The organism is Planococcus sp. MSAK28401 (genome assembly GCF_018283455.1).
Taxonomy (GTDB): Bacteria; Bacillota; Bacilli; order Bacillales_A; family Planococcaceae; genus Planococcus; species Planococcus alpniumensis.
In genome coordinates this window covers 2190396-2205181 of sequence record NZ_JAAMTH010000001.1, presented here as the reverse complement: position 1 = coordinate 2205181, position 14786 = coordinate 2190396, and the positions used below count along the sequence as shown (strand labels likewise).

At 48.1% G+C, this 14786-nt stretch carries 16 protein-coding genes; 10 read left to right on the top strand and 6 right to left on the bottom strand.

The features are described from left to right. Window positions 1-55: 55 nt before the first annotated feature. Window positions 56-937 (top strand): polysaccharide deacetylase family protein, encoded by an 882-nt coding sequence (locus G3255_RS11285; RefSeq protein ID WP_211654542.1) that lies wholly within the window; start codon window positions 56-58, stop codon window positions 935-937. Between the two features lie 44 nt (window positions 938-981). Here G3255_RS11285 and G3255_RS11280 read toward each other — a convergent pair whose 3' ends face one another. Next, entirely contained in the window at window positions 982-2451 is a 1470-nt protein-coding gene (locus tag G3255_RS11280; RefSeq protein ID WP_211654541.1) for an aminotransferase class I/II-fold pyridoxal phosphate-dependent enzyme, read from the bottom strand. Window positions 2452-2640: 189 nt separating this feature from the next. Between G3255_RS11280 and G3255_RS11275 the strand changes: the two genes are divergently transcribed. Beyond that, on the top strand, window positions 2641-3612 hold the full coding sequence (locus G3255_RS11275) for an NAD(P)H-dependent flavin oxidoreductase (RefSeq protein WP_211654540.1): 972 nt from the start codon (window positions 2641-2643) through the stop codon (window positions 3610-3612). A 9-nt stretch (window positions 3613-3621) separates the two neighbouring features. Then, window positions 3622-3897, top strand: a complete 276-nt coding sequence (locus tag G3255_RS11270) for a UPF0223 family protein (protein ID WP_211654539.1) — start codon at window positions 3622-3624, stop codon at window positions 3895-3897. Here the strand turns inward: G3255_RS11270 and G3255_RS11265 are convergent. Next, entirely contained in the window at window positions 3887-4555 is a 669-nt protein-coding gene (locus G3255_RS11265) for a YktB family protein (protein ID WP_442757079.1), read from the bottom strand. The two genes, G3255_RS11270 and G3255_RS11265, sit on opposite strands and share 11 nt — an antisense overlap. A gap of 157 nt (window positions 4556-4712) precedes the next feature. Here G3255_RS11265 and G3255_RS11260 point away from each other — a divergent pair, with 157 nt between their 5' ends. Next, entirely contained in the window at window positions 4713-4907 is a 195-nt protein-coding gene (locus tag G3255_RS11260; RefSeq protein WP_058383467.1) for a YkzI domain-containing protein, read from the top strand. Between the two features lie 90 nt (window positions 4908-4997). Beyond that, window positions 4998-5795: an inositol monophosphatase family protein gene (locus tag G3255_RS11255; RefSeq protein ID WP_211654537.1), complete on the top strand. Its 798-nt coding sequence runs from the start codon at window positions 4998-5000 to the stop codon at window positions 5793-5795. A gap of 160 nt (window positions 5796-5955) precedes the next feature. Here G3255_RS11255 and G3255_RS11250 read toward each other — a convergent pair whose 3' ends face one another. After that, entirely contained in the window at window positions 5956-6165 is a 210-nt protein-coding gene (locus G3255_RS11250) for a YlaF family protein (RefSeq protein WP_211654536.1), read from the bottom strand. Window positions 6166-6272: 107 nt separating this feature from the next. On the opposite strand from G3255_RS11250, the gene typA reads away from it, so the two are divergent. Both typA and G3255_RS11240 read left to right on the top strand, forming a co-directional pair. Then, on the top strand, window positions 6273-8120 hold the full coding sequence (typA, locus tag G3255_RS11245; protein ID WP_211654535.1) for a translational GTPase TypA: 1848 nt from the start codon (window positions 6273-6275) through the stop codon (window positions 8118-8120). Between the two features lie 23 nt (window positions 8121-8143). Beyond that, complete coding sequence (locus G3255_RS11240; protein WP_058383471.1) at window positions 8144-8473, top strand: YlaH-like family protein; 330 nt, start codon at window positions 8144-8146, stop codon at window positions 8471-8473. On the opposite strand, the gene G3255_RS11235 is transcribed toward G3255_RS11240, so the two are convergent. The 3 genes from G3255_RS11235 to G3255_RS11225 are packed head-to-tail and all read right to left on the bottom strand — an operon-like array spanning window position 8467 to window position 9637. Beyond that, window positions 8467-8916: a hypothetical protein gene (locus G3255_RS11235; RefSeq protein ID WP_211654534.1), complete on the bottom strand. Its 450-nt coding sequence runs from the start codon at window positions 8914-8916 to the stop codon at window positions 8467-8469. The two genes, G3255_RS11240 and G3255_RS11235, sit on opposite strands and share 7 nt — an antisense overlap. After that, window positions 8916-9119, bottom strand: coding sequence for a YlaI family protein (locus tag G3255_RS11230; RefSeq protein WP_058383473.1), 204 nt, complete (start codon window positions 9117-9119; stop codon window positions 8916-8918). The genes G3255_RS11235 and G3255_RS11230 overlap by 1 nt, the downstream gene beginning before the upstream one ends. Window positions 9120-9130: 11 nt before the next feature. Further along, entirely contained in the window at window positions 9131-9637 is a 507-nt protein-coding gene (locus G3255_RS11225) for a peptidyl-prolyl cis-trans isomerase (protein WP_211654533.1), read from the bottom strand. A gap of 164 nt (window positions 9638-9801) precedes the next feature. Between G3255_RS11225 and G3255_RS11220 the strand changes: the two genes are divergently transcribed. The 3 genes from G3255_RS11220 to pyc all read left to right on the top strand — a co-directional run bounded on the left by G3255_RS11220 (window position 9802) and on the right by pyc (window position 14775). Continuing rightward, entirely contained in the window at window positions 9802-10083 is a 282-nt protein-coding gene (locus G3255_RS11220) for an Fpa/YlaN family protein (protein WP_058383475.1), read from the top strand. 69 nt (window positions 10084-10152) lie between these two features. Next, window positions 10153-11319, top strand: coding sequence for an FtsW/RodA/SpoVE family cell cycle protein (locus tag G3255_RS11215; protein WP_211654532.1), 1167 nt, complete (start codon window positions 10153-10155; stop codon window positions 11317-11319). 15 nt (window positions 11320-11334) lie between these two features. After that, window positions 11335-14775 carry a pyruvate carboxylase gene (gene pyc / locus G3255_RS11210; protein ID WP_211654531.1) on the top strand — a complete coding sequence of 1147 codons (3441 nt, stop codon included), beginning with the start codon at window positions 11335-11337 and terminating at the stop codon, window positions 14773-14775. The last annotated feature ends 11 nt before the right edge of the window (window positions 14776-14786 follow it).

The following is a 14786-nucleotide window of genomic DNA, read 5'->3' as shown; positions in this document are numbered from 1 at the left end:
TTTCTATGCCTTGCACGCCCTAAGTATGTTAAAATTTCACATAAGGAGGATGATTATGAAAAAACAAAATTGGCTGCTGCCAGCATGTACTATATTTTTGCTCGGGGCTTGTTCTGATGAGGCTGCTTCAGAGCCGGAAGATACAGCACAAGAACAATCGGCGCAAACGGATGTTGAGGAAGATGTGGCGTCAGAGCAATCCGCAAGTGAACAATCCGATTCGTCCGATCAAGCAGAAATAGACGAGCAGGAAAACGAGGAAGAGCAAACCTCGGAAGAAGACAGCGAAAAAGCGACCGAGCCGCGCTATCGCATCAATCCGGAAAATTCAAAAGTCGAACCGATTGGGGATGCGAATGAACAAGCGGTCTTGATCACGATCGACGATGCACCGGATACATATTCGCTTGAAATGGCCGAAACCTTGAAAGAACTTGATGTCCCGGCGATCTTTTTCGTCAATGGCCATTTCTTGGATACAGAAGAAGAGCAAGAGACCTTGTCCAAAATTCACGATATGGGCTTTGCGATCGGCAATCATACCAACACCCATGTGAATTTGAAGCAGTCTACAGAAAGCGTCCAGCAAGATGAAATCGTCTCACTGAATGAGCATGTGGAAGCGATCATCGGAGAGGCGCCGAAATTTTTCCGTGCCCCGTTTGGCGTAAACACTGAGTTCAGCAAAGCACTCGCCCAAGAACAGGGTATGGTGCGCATGAACTGGACGTACGGCTACGATTTCATGCAAGGCTATATGGAGCCGCAAGCTTTGACGGAAATTATGGTCAACGCCCCGGAACTCAATAGCGGCGGGAATCTGCTGATGCATGACAGGGAGTGGACGAATGAAGCGCTGCCGCAAATCATCGAAGGGCTGCGCGACAAAGGCTATGAATTTGTAGATCCGGATGAAATAGAAGAAATCCAATCCTAAAAAAGGATCCGGCGCAATTTGCGCTGGATCCTTTTGGCTTTCTGTCAACGGAATGCATGATGTTCTTTGATGACATGAAGTGTTTGCAACGAATCATCTTCAGGCCCCTGTACCGGCAGCCCGGCTTTGACGTTTGTATGGATGTAGGAAATGTTTTCCTCGGTAATGATTTCCCCCGGAATAAAAATCGGGATGCCCGGTGGATAAACCATGATGAACTCGGCTGAGATGCGTCCTACCGCTTCATCGATCGGAATGATTTCCGTCTCTGCGTAGAAAGCATCGCGAGGCGTCATCGCAAGCCGTGGAATTTCAGGCAATAAGACAATCGGTTCTGAAATCGCATGTTCGGTCTCCAAAGCTTCGCTCATACGCTGCAAGGCATTGACAAGCAAATTAATTTCTTTCCGGCTGTCGCCGAGCGTGACGAGACAGAGGATGTTATACAAATCGGATAGTTCAATTTCGATATTGGCGTTCTCGCGCAGCCATTCTTCCGCCTGGTGGCCGGTGATGCCGAGATTTTTAACGCTGATCAATAATTTGGTCGGATCCATATCGTAAGTCGCGGAAGAATTGAGCAATTCTTTTCCGACGCATAATAGATGCGGAATCTTATTGATCCGCTTGCGCGCATCCTGGGCCAACCGGATTGTCTGATCGATTAGGTCAAAACCGTGGATCGCGAGCTGGCGCCGTGCCGTATCGAGCGATGCCAATATCGGATAAGAAGTGGATGTCGTCGTAAGCATCGATAGAGTTGCCTGGACACGCTTCGGCGACACCAATCCTTCACGCACATTCAACACAGAACTCTGTGTCATGGAGCCGCCCAGTTTATGCACGGAGGTGGCAGCCATGTCCGCTCCAGCTGCCATCGCGGAAACCGGCAAGGATTTATGGAAATGGATATGGACGCCATGCGCTTCATCGACAAGCACTGGAATGGATTTGCCATGGGCGATATCGACGATGCGTTTTAAATCAGCCGCGACACCGAAATAAGTCGGGTTGATGACGAGCACTGCTTTGGCATCGGGATATTCAATCAAGGCTTTCTCCACCGATTCAGGCGAAATGCCATGAGAAATCCCGAGTTCCGGATCAACTTCCGGATGGATAAAGACGGGAATGGCGCCGGCAAAAACGATCGCTGACATGATCGATTTATGAACATTGCGCGGGACGAGGATTTTATCGTTCGGCCCGACGACACTCAAAATCATCGTCATGATGGCGCCGCTCGTTCCTTGGACCGAGAAGAAGGTATGGTCTGCACCGAATGCCTGCGCTGCCAATTCCTGCGCTTGTTTAATAGCGCCTTTTGGTGAATGCAGATCATCGAGTGGTGCTATATTGATCAAGTCGATTGACAGGATATTATCGCCGACAAATTCCCGGAAAGCGGGATCGACTCCTTGGCCTTTTTTATGGCCGGGAATGTGAAATTGTATAGGATGCCGGTTCCGATGCTTCAATAGAGCATCAAAGAGCGGAGTTTCGAGTTGTGACAATGGGACGTGCACCTCACTTTATCAAAATGAAAACAAGAGAAATTATAGCATGCAAGACGCTGCGTTACTATACCTATAGCATCGATGCCTGAGTTATTTTCGTCCGTGCGGGACAAGCTGCATGCATTGAAAAGGGAATTTTAAAATTGAAGCGAATAGACAAATAGAGGACAAAAAAGGAGTGGGATTATGGCATTTAAGACAAGAATCACCGAACTGCTTGGAATCGACTACCCGATCATCCAAGGAGGATTGGCATATTTGGCATATGCGGACCTGGCCGCAGCTGTCTCGAACGCCGGAGGACTTGGGCAGATTACGGCGATGAGTTTGCCGGGGCCAGAAGAATTGCGTGAAGAAATCCGCAAAGTCCGTGAATTGACAAACAAGCCGTTCGGTGTAAACTTTGCGATTGGCGAGCATGGACGGGCATTTTCGCATATGCTCGATGTAGCAATCGAAGAACGGGTGCCTGTGGTATCAATGACTGGCGGCAACCCGACACCGATCTTTGAACAATTGGAAGGCACCGATATCAAGAAATTGGTGTTGGTGGCAGCAAGGCGCCAAGCTGAAAAGGCAGAATCGCTTGGTGCGGATGCCGTCATGGTCGTCGGGCATGAAGGTGGTGGTCATCTCGGCCGTGATGATATCGGAACAATGGTCCTGATTCCGCAAGTCGTTGATGCTGTATCGATTCCCGTGATCGCATCAGGCGGCATTGGCGATGGCCGCGGGTGGATGGCGGCGCATGCACTCGGAGCAGAAGGAATTGAAATGGGCACGCGCTTCATTGCAACGAAAGAATGCATTCACGCGTCCCAGCTGTATAAACAGCAGTTGATTGACAGCACAGAAAACGATACAGTTATTATCAAGCGCAGCATCGGTGCACCGGCCCGTACTTTGTCCAATGCATGGACGGATCGCATCTTGGAAATCGAAAAAGAGACACCGAGCTATGAAGCGCTGAAAGATTATATCAGCGGCACGGCCAATAAACGCTACATCTATGACGGGCAGCGAGAAAAAGGATTCGGTTGGGCAGGGCAAGTGACAGGCTTGATCCAGGATGTGCCGACTGTTCAGGAATTGTTCGACCGGATGATCCAGCAAACTGAAGAAATCCGAAAACGCTGGGGGATTATTGAAAGAGGGTAGGTGAAGGCCATGGAATATTCATATCCATTTTCCATCGATTGGACGACCGATGAGATCGTTGATGTCGTTGAATTTTTTGAGGCGATAGAAAAAGCTTGCGAAAAAGGAATCAAGCGGCAGGAACTGATGGACAAATACCGCAAGTTCAAGAAAGTCGTGCCATCGATGGCTGAAGAAAAGACATACTTCCGTGAATTCGAAGAAGAAAGCGGTTATGTCAGTTATGCGGTCGTCAAGAAGATGAAAGAAGCTTCAGGCGATGAATTGATCCGCATCAAAAGATAAAAAAACCGCCGTTCAGCGATGAACGGCGGTTTTTTTCGTTTGCTTGGAGCAAATTCCGGTAAACCGGAAGCAGCTCGCGGAATGTTTCTTCTGCAAAAGCATAGAATCCGTCTTTATCAAGCGCAGCAGCATCAGCACGTGCCAAATGCCTGCCGATGACGAGTTCCCCTTTTTTAACATCGCGCAGGCGTGTCAGCAGCTTTTCGATGCCCTCTTCGCCGAGCGATGCGATGGCTTCGGCTTCAGGTTTCATATGATCGCCCGAAACGACAAATTCGGCTGGCAAGTCGGCTAATGCCCCAGTGGAAATCAGTTGATTCGCCATTTGCGGTTTGCCGGGCGCTTCGTAAATGACAGCAAGAATGACAAATACATGGCTTTCCCAAAGCCCGATCTGGAAATGCGGCACGGCCTTATAGCCGCGTTTATAAGGCGCAAATGCTACCCAGCTATCATTGGGCGGATTGACGGTCCGGCGCATGTGTTTCGCGACATGCGGGAAAAATTCATCCCCGGTTTCCCCGGAGAAATAAGCGGAAAAGTCTTGGCCCAATGATTCGAATTTTGGCCGCACATGCGACGATAATGCTTCCATGCGCGCCTCGAGGCCTGGGGTTTCGAATACTTCAAAATCCTGTTCAGTCCAGTATGGATTCACGGACATCCCCTCCTTAAATAATCATCAGGTTTTATTTTAACGAAGTTTGCGAAGAATGAATATAAATAAGTTTTCAGCAGGAAAAAACGGGGTAAAGATGTGTAACAAACATCACAATCGGAATATTCCGATTATGAGGGAAGGGGGGCGCTCACTTATGAAACAGATGATACAGATCATCCGGAAAGCGGATGTAGAAAAAGAGTATATCAACACGTTGAAGCTGGAGCTTGATTACGAATTGGCCACCTTGTATGATGCCATGCAGCAAAATGATAGCAGCCAGAAGGACAAGAGCAAGAAACGGCTGGCAGAAATACAAGTAGAACTGGAGGCTCTTCATGCATTGTAAACAAAGACCTATACCGTAGAAGCATCTGCTGGCAAAAGACAGTGGATGCTTTTTTCGTTATACTGTAAACAAACAAGGAGGAGCTCATACATGGACCAGCACGCAATGGATCGTTACATAAAATCGATGATTAAAGAGGCGGGGCATCGGATCCGAAATTCATTTCTCAGTGATATTTCAGTAGATACGAAAGCTCATGCAAACGATTTAGTCACAAATGTAGACAAAGAAGTGGAGAAATTCTTCATTCAGCATATCCGGGAAGATTTTCCTGGCCACCGCGTTTTCGGTGAGGAGGGTTTTGGAGATCGAATCGAGGATTTGAGCGGCACTGTATGGATGCTCGATCCAATAGACGGCACGATGAATTTTGTGCACCAAAGACGCAATTTCGCCATTTCTCTCGGTATTTATGAAGATGGCGTAGGGAAGATGGGGTATATCTATGACGTCATCAATGACGATTTATATCATGCAATTGCAGGCGGCGGAGCTTATTACAACGATGAACGGCTGAAGCCTTTGATCGAGACAGATATCAGCGAATCGATTATCGGCATGAACACCATGTGGGCAACGCCGAACCGGCACGTAGAGCATGAAGCGACAATACGCCTCGTCCATGAAGCGCGCGGCATGCGTTCTTATGGTTCTGCGGCGCTTGAACTCGCCTATCTTGCAAGCGGTCGCCTCGACGCCTATATTTCCATGCGGCTATCGCCTTGGGATATTGCCGGTGGCTTGGTCATGGCTAAAGAAGTCGGGGCTGTCGCGAGTAATTTTTCAGGTGAAGCGGCAAATCTCCTGAAATCGGATACCTTCGTAGCTGCTAATCCGTCTATTCACGGAAAACTGCTCCAGGATTATATCAAGCCGAAGCAAACATAATAAAGCTGAAAATGGATTGCGCATAAAATCGTTCTTTCTGCAGGAGGGGGGCAATGCCCATTTAACAGAAAGGGCGATTTTTTTATACTTTGCTAGAAAGCAAGAAGGGGCTGCCCAAAAGGTCATGGAATATGACCTTTTGGGCAGCCCCTTTTTTTGTTTATAATACGCCTGCATCGCGCATTTCTTTTTTGCGTTTGAATCCAAAGCCCATGATGACCAATAGCAATAGGATGGAGAGGAAAACGCCGGTTACGCTGCGAAGTGCCACTGCGACGCCGATGAGCACCATTGCCCCAATTGCCGCGAATGAATATAATACAAAAATCCATTTTATATTATGCCATGATTCTATGATCGCTTCTTTCATACCATTTAACCTCCTGCATACAAGAAAATAAAATCGTAGGGTTTTTCCCCTATATGTGCTATACTAGCACAGTTATAGGCTCGAAAAAAGAATATTGGAGTGAAAGTATGACTAACCTTAGAAACGATTTACGAAACATTGCAATTATCGCACACGTTGACCACGGCAAAACGACATTGGTGGATCAGTTGCTTCAGCAATCAGGAATCTTCCGATCAAACGAACATGTTGATGAGCGGGCGATGGACTCAAACGACATTGAAAGAGAACGCGGAATCACAATCCTAGCGAAAAATACCGCGATTCAATATAAAGACGCTAAAATCAACATTTTGGATACTCCTGGACACGCCGATTTCGGCGGTGAAGTAGAGCGTATCATGAAAATGGTTGATGGTGTCTTGCTCGTTGTCGATGCGTACGAAGGCTGTATGCCACAGACACGCTTTGTGTTGAAAAAAGCGCTTGAGCAAAACCTCAAACCGATTGTAGTCGTCAACAAAATTGACCGCGATTTCGCGCGTCCTGATGAAGTTGTCGATGAAGTCATCGAATTGTTCATCGAACTTGAAGCAAATGACGATCAATTGGAATTCCCGGTTATTTTTGCATCAGGCATGAACGGAACGGCAAGTCTATCATCTGACCCATCTGACCAAGAAGAAAACATGCAGGTCATCTATGATGCCATCATGGACCACGTACCGGCACCGATCGATAACCGCGATGAGCCATTGCAATTCCAAGTGGCACTTCTTGATTACAACGACTATGTCGGCCGTATCGGTATCGGGCGCGTATTCCGCGGTACGATCGAAGTTGGGCAATCCGTTTCCTTGATGAAACTGGACGGCTCTGTCAAAAACTTCCGTATCACGAAAATCCACGGATTCATGGGCTTGAAGCGCATTGAGATCCAAAAAGCCGAAGCAGGCGACTTGATCGCAATCTCTGGCCTCGAAGACATCAACGTCGGCGAGACAGTATGCCCACAAGACCATCAAGAAGCATTGCCGATTCTCCGCATCGACGAACCGACGCTGCAAATGACATTCCTTGTCAACAACAGCCCGTTCGCCGGTAAAGAAGGCAAGTTCATCACATCAAGAAAAATCCAGGAAAGATTGGATGCTCAATTGGAGACAGACGTTTCCTTGCGCGTCGATCCTACTGATTCCCCTGATGCATGGGTCGTTTCGGGCCGCGGCGAATTGCATCTATCGATCTTGATTGAAAACATGCGCCGTGAAGGATTCGAGATTCAAGTGTCGAAACCTGAAGTTATCGTCCGCATGGTGGATGGCGTCCGCTGTGAACCGGTTGAACGCGTTCAAGTAGATGTTCCTGAAGAATACACTGGCGCAATCATCGAGTCACTTGGTGAACGCAAAGGTGAAATGCTCGACATGATCAATAACGGAAGCGGACAAGTCCGTTTGGTATTCAACGTACCAGCCCGTGGATTGATCGGCTACACAACTGAATTCCTGACGCAAACACGCGGATACGGAATCATCAACCACACATTCGACAGCTATCAGCCAGTTGCTTCAGGACGCGTAGGCGGCCGTCGCCAAGGCGTGCTCGTTTCTATGGAACGCGGCAAATCCTCAACTTACGGCTTGATGGGCATCGAAGATCGCGGAACTTCATTCGTTGAAGTCGGAACTGAAATCTATGAAGGCATGATCGTCGGTGAACATAACCGCGACAACGATTTGACAGTCAACATCGTCAAGATCAAAGCAGCGACTAACATCCGTTCTGCCAACAAAGACCAGACGACTACGATGAAAAAAGCGCGTCTTATGAGCCTTGAAGAAGCATTGGAATACTTGAACGATGACGAGTACTGCGAAATCACTCCTCAGTCAATCCGTTTGCGCAAGAAAATTCTTGATAAGAATGAACGCGAGCGCATGGCGAAGAAAAAGAAAGTAGCCATCGAAGAATAAACAACTGGAAGGATGTATAATCCGTGGACGAGCAGGCTTTTGTCTATGAAAATATGTATCCGGTAGCCCGTGTGCTTTATCAAAACTTGCCGAGTTATGAAATGGCAGGATATGCACTGTTTGCAGTCATCTTCCTGCTATCGGCACTTGTGTACAAGCTGGGCTTTGCCAAAAAATTATCGATCGGAAAAAATGCAGTCATTATCTTGTTCTTGGCTGCGGGAGGATTAGGCCTGACATTCTTGGCCTTTTTCCTGCCCGTTGTCGAGGGCTTGGTTATTGCCGCATTGATTCTCATCCTTTACAAAATTCGCCTATGGCGTGAAAAACGCGAAAACGCTGCTTCTCAATGAGAAGCAGCGTTTTTGCGTTCAAACATTTTGTAGAGTATTGGCAAGAGTAGTGCATATGTCAGATGGGCCAGAATCCAATAAAGGAATGCCCCCATATCGGTCGGTGCCGGAACATCGGCTTCTACCGCCAGCATGGACAGCGGGAAAAACAGGATATAGGTTGGCAAGGTCAGCACCAGGCTGATAATCGTCAATTGGCCGAACGTATAACGGCGGCGCTTGGCGATATACACATAAACGATGCCGATTACCAGTGAAATAATCAAATGAAATACGAATTCGGTCAGTTCCGACCAATTCACTTGATTAACCAGCGGGATGAAGTCGACATTCAACAGCAATTCATAATTTCGGACGCCGGTCACTGCCTGCATCCACTTCAGCAACAATCCAAGAATGAGGCCGCTCCAGAAACCGATCCATAAGCCTTTGAGTATTTTCATCAGAAATCATCCTCGATGCTGCGGGAGCTGCGGAAAAAATGGAAATGGCCCGTCGCTAGCCGTTCTTCGGTCCGTTTGGTGATGCGGTCGTGGCATTCTTCGCACATATGGGTGTGGATCGGCCGGTTGCGCAAGCGCTTGGCTTGCAGCGTATCGTCTTCCAATTCTTCGATCTTATCGCAAATGACGCATTGAACACGCATAGTCATTCCTCCTATTCGACCCGGATGGCAGAGACGTGGGTAATCGGCTGATCAACATTCGAGCCGTCCGGCAACAGGATGTGGACCGGCCCGTCTTCGCGAAGCGGCTTTCCATCCTGGCTGAATTTAAAGATCAATTGCTTGGCATCTTCAATCGGGAAATCATGTTCACCTGAGGTGGTTTCGAACACAACTTTCGATGCGCCATCAGCCGGCTCTGCATTGTCGAGGAATGGCTGGAAGCGCATGCCGAATGTACCTGTCAGCATGTCTTGCTTTTCCTGGCGCTTGTATTTCTTTTCGGAGTTCAAGGTTGGCGGAACCGTGGCGCCTTCCATGATTTCACGCGACCAATGTTCGCCCATGCCGCGTTTGTATTCTTCAAGATCATCCTTGTCGACATGCTCTTCTGTGAAGAATGTCTTAAGATCCAGTTTGCGGTCGTCAAAAATCCATACGGTTGGATCCAAGGTCAGTTTGTATGTGACTTGCCCTTTGAACGGTATGATGAATTCCATAAATAAAACCCTCCATTATAGTATCTCTCTTCTTCAGTATAACTGTTCACATACAATTCCCAAAGGGTTTAATCCCTTTCATGAGAGACTTGCAATTTGACACTGTAGAAGATACACTTTAAACAGGCTAATGGAGCAGAAATACAAGTGATGGGGGAGTCCTCATGGAACATACAGAAGAACAGACTTATCAGGAAAAAGCGCTGGAACTCCTTAAAGCTGATGCAGAGAAAATTGAGCAATTGATCAAGGTGCAGATGGATCATCTTACATTGCCTTCCTGCCCTTTATATGAAGAAGTTCTTGATACGCAAATGTTTGGCTTATCACGGGAAATCGATTTCGCTGTCAAACTTGGCTTGATCGAACGTGAGACCGGTAAAAATTTAATGGATACGCTGGAGAAGAAACTGTCCATCCTCCATGACGCGTATACAAATAAATGACCTAAAACTCAAACGATTCCAGTTTGAGTTTTTTTACTAATGAATCCAATTGAATGAGGTATAAAAACAATGAAATCCTACATCAAGAAATACGGCAAGTACATAGACTACCCGCTTCTCTTTGCATACCTGGCGCTGACCATTTTTGGCCTGATCATGATTTACTCCTCCAGCATGGCCTGGTCTGTTAACTATTATAACGATTCACCGGACCGCTTCTACATACAGCAATTGGTCAACTTGGCCATCGCTTATCCAGTATTCCTGCTTGCCGCTGTATTCCCCTATAAACATTTCAAGAAAAAATGGATGATGGCGACGGTGCTCGCTGTCATTTTTGCCGGGCTTATACTGGTCCATATGATCGGATTTGCGGCAGGTGGTGCGAAAAGCTGGATCAGCCTTGGTTTCGTCAATATCCAGCCATCTGAAGTCGCCAAAGTCGGCTTGATCTTTTATTTGGCTGGGGTGTTTTCAAATAAATACCGCAACGGGTCCATCAACAAACTGAATGAATCGATCATCCCGCCGGTTATCATTTTGACAGCTGTATTAATTTTAGTGTTTTTCGAACCGGACCTGGGTTCCATGGTCATTATTGGCGCAGTAGGCCTGTGCGTTATGGCTGCTTCCGGGGTGCGTTTGAAGCCCTTCGTAAAGTTAGCCGGTATTGTAATCACTGCAACAGCAGTGGTCATTGTGCCCATGATGGTATTCGCACAGGATCTTATTTTTACTGAAAAGCGCATGGGGCGCATCGACGCCTTTTTCAATCCATTTTCCGATGAACTCGGATTCGGCTTCCAGATCGTCAACGGGTATTTGGCTATCGGCTCTGGAGGGCTCAGCGGCCTCGGCCTTGGCCAATCCATCCAGAAGCTCGGCTATTTGCCAGAGCCCCATACGGATTTCATCATGTCGGTCATCGCTGAGGAGCTCGGCGTTTTGGGTGTCTTCGTCGTTATCGGCGGATTGGGCTTCGTTGTCCTGCGCGGGTTGTGGATCGCCATGACCACCAGCGACCCACTTGCGCGCATGCTCGCAGCAGGTGTTGCAAGCATGATCGGCATCCAGTCCTTCGTCAATCTTGGCGGGCTTTCGGGCATCATCCCGCTGACTGGCGTGACACTTCCATTTATCAGCTATGGCGGAACTTCGGTAATTTTGTTATCGTTAGCTATGGGAGTATTAATGAATGTTTCCATGTTCAATAAATACGAAAAAACGAAAAAGTAAAGGGTGTGCGTCGGAGTGAAAGAGATTAACAAGATCTTAGTAGCCAACCGCGGAGAAATTGCCATTCGGATCTTCCGCGCCTGTACAGAACTGAATCTTCGGACAGTTGCGATTTATTCGCAGGAAGACAGCGGTTCGTTTCATCGTTACAAAGCTGACGAATCGTATTTAGTCGGCAAAGGAAAAAAGCCGATCGATGCTTATTTGGACATTGAAGACATCATTCGCATCGCCAAGGACTCAGGCGTGGATGCCATTCACCCAGGGTACGGATTTTTATCCGAAAACGTGCATTTTGCGCGTCGCTGTGAAGAAGAAGGCATCGTATTCATTGGGCCGACATCCCGCCATCTCGATATGTTTGGCGATAAAGTCAAAGCCCGTGACCAGGCGATCGCTGCCGGCATCCCTGTCATTCCGGGAACGGATGGCCCTGTCGAATCATTGGCTGAAGTAGAGGCATTTGCTGAACAAGCCGGATTCCCGTTGATGATCAAAGCATCACTAGGTGGTGGCGGACGCGGCATGCGCATCGTCAAAGACGCCAGTGAATTGTCGTCATCTTACGAACGTGCGAAATCCGAAGCGAAAGCTGCTTTCGGTTCCGACGAAATGTATGTGGAAAAATTCGTAGACAAACCGAAACACATCGAAGTGCAGATCCTTGGTGATGCAGAAGGAAATGTCGTCCATCTGTATGAACGTGACTGCTCCATTCAGCGACGCCACCAGAAAGTCGTGGAAATCGCGCCATCCAACTCGATCAGCAATAAATTACGCAATGAAATTTGCGACGCTGCTGTTAAATTAATGAAAAACATCGATTACATAAATGCCGGGACAGTGGAATTTCTGGTAGCGGGAGATGAATTTTACTTTATCGAAGTAAATCCCCGCATCCAGGTTGAACACACGATCACCGAAATGGTTACAGGCATCGATATCGTCCATGCGCAGATTCATATTGCCCGCGGGCATATGCTGCATAGCGAAACGATTGCCATTCCGAAACAAGAAGATATCCCATTGTTCGGATTCGCCATTCAATCGCGCGTGACCACAGAAGATCCATTGAATGATTTCATGCCGGATGCCGGAAAACTGATGGTCTACCGTTCAGGCGGCGGATTTGGCGTACGCCTGGATGCCGGAAACGGTTTCCAGGGAGCGGTCATTTCCCCATATTACGATTCATTACTCGTTAAAGTGTCCACTTGGGCAACAACGTTCAAAGAAGCGGCAGCGAAGATGGACCGCAATTTACAGGAATTCCGTATCCGCGGCATCAAAACGAATATCCCGTTCCTTGAAAATGTGGTAAAACACAAAAATTTCATTAATGGAGATTTTGACACGAGTTTTATCGACACAACACCGGAATTGTTCAAATTCCCTGTGCGCCAAGACCGTGGAACGAAATTGCTTAGCTATATCGGCAATGTGACGGTAAATGGCTTCCCAGGAATCGAGCAGAAAAAGAAACCGATCCATGCCGCACCGCGCAAACCGGAAATCGACATCATTACGGAAGTTCCACAAGGCACAAAGCAAATCCTCGATGAGCGCGGTCCAGAAGGTTTGACAAAGTGGATACTCGAGCAAGACGATGTGCTGCTAACGGATACGACTTTACGCGATGCGCATCAATCGCTGCTTGCAACGCGCATGCGGTCACACGATATGTTTGCAGTCGCAAAAGAAACTGCCAGGCTTCAAAGTGATTTATTCTCGATGGAGATGTGGGGAGGGGCGACATTCGATGTCTCTTACCGCTTCTTGAAGGAAGACCCGTGGCAGCGCCTCATCAAATTGCGCGAAGACATTCCGAACGTCTTGTTCCAGATGTTGTTCCGCGGAGCGAACGCAGTTGGCTATAAAAACTATCCGGATAATGTCATCCGCGAGTTTGCACGGACATCGGCTGAAGCTGGCATCGACGTATTCCGTATTTTCGACAGCCTCAACTGGATTAAAGGGATGGAAGTTGCCATCGATGAAGTCCGCAACTCGGGCAAAGTCGCAGAAGCTGCGATTTGCTATACAGGTGACATTTTGGACCCGAGCCGCGATAAATATACGGTTCAATACTATAAGGATATGGCGAAAGAGCTGGAAGCAGCAGGCGCCCATATCCTGGCAATCAAAGACATGGCCGGCCTATTGAAGCCGGAAGCTGCGTACCGCCTCGTTTCTGAACTAAAGGACACGGTTTCCTTGCCGATCCATTTGCACACGCATGACACGAGCGGAAACGGAATTTACCTGTATTCTAAAGCGATTGAAGCAGGTGTCGACATCGTGGATACTGCTCTTGGCACAATGGCCGGGCTTACATCGCAGCCAAGTGCCAACTCGCTGTACTATGCGATGAGCGGCGGCAAGCGGAAAATCAGAGCGGATATCGAGTCTCTTGAGACCATGTCCCATTACTGGGAAGATGTCCGCAAGTATTATAGTGATTTCGAAAGCGGCATGAACAGCCCGCATTCCGAGATTTATGTCCACGAAATGCCAGGCGGGCAGTACAGCAACCTGCAGCAGCAGGCAAAAGCGGTCGGCCTCGGCATGCGCTGGGAAGAAGTGAAGGAAATGTATTCCCGCGTAAATATGCTATTCGGCGATGTCGTGAAAGTGACACCGTCATCGAAAGTCGTCGGGGACATGGCTTTGTTCATGGTCCAGAACGAATTGGATGAGAAAACGGTGTTGACACGCGGAGAGAATATCGACTTCCCTGAATCGGTCATCGAGTTCTTTGAAGGCTATATTGGCCAACCGCACGGCGGCTTCCCGAAAGAATTGCAAAAAGTGATCTTGAAAGAACGCGATCCGATTACAGTGCGTCCGGGCGAACTGCTCGAGCCTGCCGATTTCGACGCGATCCGCGAGACATTGTTTAAGCGGCTGGAGCGCCCGGTCACAAGCCATGAAGTGCTGGCCTATGCGCTATACCCAAAAGTATTTGAAGAGTACAGCCTGACGAATCAGACCTTCGGGGATGTATCGGTACTTGATACCTTGACCTTCCTGTACGGCATGCGCCTCAGCGAAGAAATCGAAGTCGAGATTGAAAAAGGCAAAACTTTGATGATCAAGCTGGTGTCCATCGGCGAACCGCAAAAAGACGGCACGCGCATTATTTATTTCGAATTGAACGGCCAACCGCGTGAAATCAGCATTCAAGATATGACAGTGGAAACCGATTCGGCAGCAAAACCGAAAGCCGACCCGACAAAAGAGAACCACATCGCAGCGACAATGCCTGGCACTGTCCTGAAAGTAGTCGGGGAAAAAGGCTTGAAAGTGAAGCGCGGCGACCATCTTTTGGTTACAGAAGCGATGAAGATGGAAACCACCGTTCAAGCACCATTTGACGGCACGATCCAGGAAATTTACGTAACAGCCGGCGACGGCATTTCAACGGGCGATCTGCTCATTGAAATGGAAGCAAAATAAAATAAAAAAAT

What these genes read in the sequence shown, in the direction of transcription:
- G3255_RS11285 (WP_211654542.1), top strand. Translation starts at nt 56, where the DNA reads ATGAAAAAACAAAATTGGCTGCTGCCAGCATGTACTATATTTTTGCTC.
- G3255_RS11250 (WP_211654536.1), bottom strand. Translation starts at nt 6,165, where the DNA reads ATGAAAGAAGCGATCATAGAATCATGGCATAATATAAAATGGATTTTT.
- G3255_RS11270 (WP_211654539.1), top strand. Translation starts at nt 3,622, where the DNA reads ATGGAATATTCATATCCATTTTCCATCGATTGGACGACCGATGAGATC.
- G3255_RS11260 (WP_058383467.1), top strand. Translation starts at nt 4,713, where the DNA reads ATGAAACAGATGATACAGATCATCCGGAAAGCGGATGTAGAAAAAGAG.
- typA (WP_211654535.1), top strand. Translation starts at nt 6,273, where the DNA reads ATGACTAACCTTAGAAACGATTTACGAAACATTGCAATTATCGCACAC.
- G3255_RS11230 (WP_058383473.1), bottom strand. Translation starts at nt 9,119, where the DNA reads ATGCGTGTTCAATGCGTCATTTGCGATAAGATCGAAGAATTGGAAGAC.
- G3255_RS11220 (WP_058383475.1), top strand. Translation starts at nt 9,802, where the DNA reads ATGGAACATACAGAAGAACAGACTTATCAGGAAAAAGCGCTGGAACTC.
- G3255_RS11235 (WP_211654534.1), bottom strand. Translation starts at nt 8,916, where the DNA reads ATGAAAATACTCAAAGGCTTATGGATCGGTTTCTGGAGCGGCCTCATT.
- G3255_RS11275 (WP_211654540.1), top strand. Translation starts at nt 2,641, where the DNA reads ATGGCATTTAAGACAAGAATCACCGAACTGCTTGGAATCGACTACCCG.
- G3255_RS11255 (WP_211654537.1), top strand. Translation starts at nt 4,998, where the DNA reads ATGGACCAGCACGCAATGGATCGTTACATAAAATCGATGATTAAAGAG.
- G3255_RS11215 (WP_211654532.1), top strand. Translation starts at nt 10,153, where the DNA reads ATGAAATCCTACATCAAGAAATACGGCAAGTACATAGACTACCCGCTT.
- G3255_RS11225 (WP_211654533.1), bottom strand. Translation starts at nt 9,637, where the DNA reads ATGGAATTCATCATACCGTTCAAAGGGCAAGTCACATACAAACTGACC.